1 protein-coding gene is annotated in these 3,666 nt (G+C 64.0%); it reads left to right on the forward strand.

Annotation, left to right across the window (positions count from 1 at the left end; translation table 11 throughout):
* Positions 1-680: 680 nt before the first annotated feature.
* The coding region (locus ACGF5G_RS35660) for a hypothetical protein (RefSeq protein WP_393271301.1) at positions 681-3,666 on the forward strand (2,986 nt) is incomplete at its 3' end.

Consider the following 3,666-nt stretch of genomic DNA (forward strand, 5'->3'; position numbering starts at 1 on the left):
GTCGGCCGGCGGCGATGGAATGGGGCCCGGCCGGCTCTGACGCAGACGGGCAGCCGTCCGATCCAGCGGAAACTGACCCGTTTGGTGTTGACCCGACGCTTTTTGCCCCGCCCCCCGAATACCAGCTGGCAGAGAACGATATGAGGACACCAACGGAACGGGATCTCCCAGATTGGGGGACGGAGACCGACGGAGCGGCGCCTGGCTCGGAGTCGCCGCCGTCGGAGTCGGGACCTGAGCCGAAGCGTCCGCGTACCGATGGTGAGCCGGCGGATGGCCTGAATATTTATGCGGATGACCTGTCGAGTTTGCTCGATATGCGGGCACCATTGGCTTTCCCGGATTGGGGGACGGAGACCGACGGAGCGGGCGGGTTCCCGGGCTCGCCGGCAGCGCGGACACCGGCGCCTGAATTTCCGACCGATGAGGCAGGGGTGCCACTGGAGCCTGGCTCGGAGTCGCCGCCGTCGGAGTCGGGACCTGAGCCGAAGCGTCCGCGTACCGATGGTGAGCCGGCGGATGGCCTGAATATTTACGCGGATGACCTGTCGAGTTTGCTCGATATGCGGGCACCATTGGCTTTCCCGGATTGGGGGACGGAGACCGACGGAGCGGGCGGGTTCCCGGGCTCGCCGGCAGCGCGGACACCGGCGCCTGAATTTCCGACCGATGAGGCAGGGGTGCCACTGGAGCCTGGCTCGGAGTCGCCGCCGCCGGTGGACGGTGCGCCGGCGGGCTCCGTGGACTTGCCGTCAGGGGTGGATCCGGCGGAATTGATGTTGGGGTTGCGGTCGGAGAACCCCGCGCTGGACGATGCGCCGGGCTCGCCGGCAGGGGTGCCGCCGGCGCATGGCTCGGCGTCGTCGGGGGGCGATGTCGCGTCGGGCTTGGAGCAGGAGGTGGCTAAGGCGATCACCACGTTGTCGGCCGTGGTGTCCAGTGACCAGGCGGAGCGCTTCGAGCGGTGGGCGCTCGAGGTGTTCGACTTCGATCCTCGGCGGTTTGACATGGGGGTGGCCGGGGTCTTTCAGCCGGTGTTGGACGCCTTTGGGAATCCGTTGGCGAAGTTGAAGGTCCGCAGCCTGGATGGACTGCGTGCGTGGGTGATTCGTGAGTTGGCCGACGACCTCGCCCGGGGTGCCGAGTCGAAATTTAGGGAGATTCTTCCGTATCCGGCGGACGTGTCGGAGCAGGAGCAGAAGGCGCTGCACCGGATCTGGTTCCGCAAGGTCGTCGGTGGCGGGGTTCACGAACTCACGCTTGTGCCTTTCCACGTGGCGGCCAAGGAGTTGTCCCGGCCGATGCTGGTCCATCATCCGTTCGGTGCCCCGGACCGCATCGGCCCGCCGCCGGATGACGGTGTCGTCCCGGAACAGGTCCTGTGGTGGAGGGGTGCTTACTTCCTCGTCAAACCTCGTGCCGAAGACGGCATCGCCGACCGGATCGCTGAGGGCTTCCCCCAGAAGATAAATCCCCACACGCGGCGGGAACTGGATGGGAAGTTCGAGAAGACGCGTGGTCTGCTGCAAGCGGCGATCGCCAAGGCGGAGAAGAATCCCGACAGCACCTACTCGCGTATCCTGGAAAACACCTTCCAGCGTGACCTCGCGGTCATCCGTCAACGCTCCTCCTTCCCGTACAGTCAGGTCCAGGAACTCGCCGCACACCTCCGATACTTGCGCAATCTCAAGGACCAGGGCAGCTGGGAAGACCAGCGCCCAACGGACCTCGATTTCCCATTCACCATCCGCGTCCCGGCCACCCCGGTGCGGCATGACCCGGAGATGTCGGGGTTCACTCGTCCGGTGCCCGGGTTGAGCATCTGGCTGGCCGGCCAGGAGATGCGTCTCGATGGGATCGATGGGATCGATGGGATCGATGGGCTTGTTCGCCCGGGTGATGAGGTCTATGTCACTATCGGGAAGATTTCGAGAAGGCGGAGTGCCGGTTTTGTCGAAATCCGGTACACCCGGCCCGACGGCACCGAAAGCGCCATCTTCCAAGGGATCGACCGCAGGTTCACTCTCGGCGAGGTGGCAGCTCTGAAGACAATGGCACCCGGCCGGGCGTGGAAAACCGATCACCCATTGTTCGTCGATTCCTACCGCAGCACGACGTCGATATTCTCGGCCAGAAGGAATCTGGGCACACGGCTCGGCGGGGCAGGAGATCCCAGTATCTATCTCCCGGGAGGCATCCTGGCCGGCGGAGGTAAGTTCGACTACCCCACGACGCTGGACCGGATTGTTTTCAGAGCCGGGTTTGGCGTCACTGGTCAACCCCTGATGGTCGTGGAACTGACGGCCGCGATACGCGAGCGCCGGGTACATCCGGATCAAGAGAGTGGGGCCGGACAGGACCTGTACGTGGAAGTGGTCAACCCCGCCCTCACCGCGGACAGCATCGGCGGCATGTCGAGGTCCATAAATGTATATTGGGAGCTGGAGGATCTGTGGGATCTTTCCGGCGCAGTGACTTACCCAGGTGAAATTTTGGCGGATACCAAATTGCCCGCCCCCCTGCGTACTACCATTGGCAAGGGGAGGCACTTGACCCCCGGTGGGGGGGAGGTGCAGGTCACCAAGGGGACGAAGATTACCTACCGGGTAGGGAAGTGGCCGCGGCTGGCCGGATCGGAAAGCGGCGTTTTCGTCGTGGTCAGGGCGCCGTTGGTCGACGGAACCGGACACGCCTACCGGCTCATCGACACGGGCAAGAAGATCGATGAGCTCGATGGGATCATAAAGACTCTCAACAAACGGCAGGAACGGGATAATCGGCGTGTCCCGCTAGCCGGGTCGGCACCTGAGCGGCATCCCATCAGGGCCGGTGGGTCCGGCGGTGTCGCGCCGGACTTGCCGGAGGTGCCCGGCCAGGCGTGGAGACTCCCCCCATCGTTCGTCGGGTCCTACCACATCACGGCGTCGCTAGGCCGACCCAAATCGAATTTTAGGAAGTTGGACGTAAAATTCGCCGGCCGCCCGGTCTATATCCCACAGGCCGTGGCGGTCGACGGAGATTCGTTCGTCTTTCCTGCGGACATCGAAGAGGTTCGTCTCGAACTCGGGTATGACAGCACTGGTCGATCCGCCGCGTTCGTGGAACTACCGGCCGAAAATAGTCCTACCGGGGAGACCCTGTACCTGAAGCTGGAGCCCGCCCCCACCGCAGACGACATCGAGTCGCTGCGCAGAAGGGCACTGTGGGTGCCGCAGAATCAGTGGGATCTTTCCGACGCAGAGGATTTCGAGGACGTAATGGGGGTAAAGAACCTATTGCCCCATTCCCTGCTTATTAGTGTTGGTACGGAGGGCGCGCTCGGTGGGGCGAAGGTGAAGGTCACCGCTGGGACGGATGTCACCTTCCGGGTAGGGAAGTGGTCGCGGCAGGTCGGACCGGAATTCGTTACCGGCGTTTTCGTCGTGGTCAAGGCGCCGTTGGTCGGCGGAACCGGACACGCCTACAAGATCATCAATACGAAGAAGACGCTCGATGAGTTCGAGGCGCTCATCAAAGATCTCCAAGACCGGCAGGAGAGGCGCAATATGCGCATCCTGCGAGCCGAGTGGGCACCTGAGCCGACCAGGCAGCGTCCGAGCGCCGGGGATGGGCCGGGCGCTGGGGGTGGGTCGTCGTTGCCTGGTGGTGCGGCGGCGTTTGAGTGGG

Source organism: Micromonospora sp. NPDC047730, assembly GCF_043204765.1.
GTDB lineage: Bacteria > Actinomycetota > Actinomycetes > Mycobacteriales > Micromonosporaceae > Micromonospora.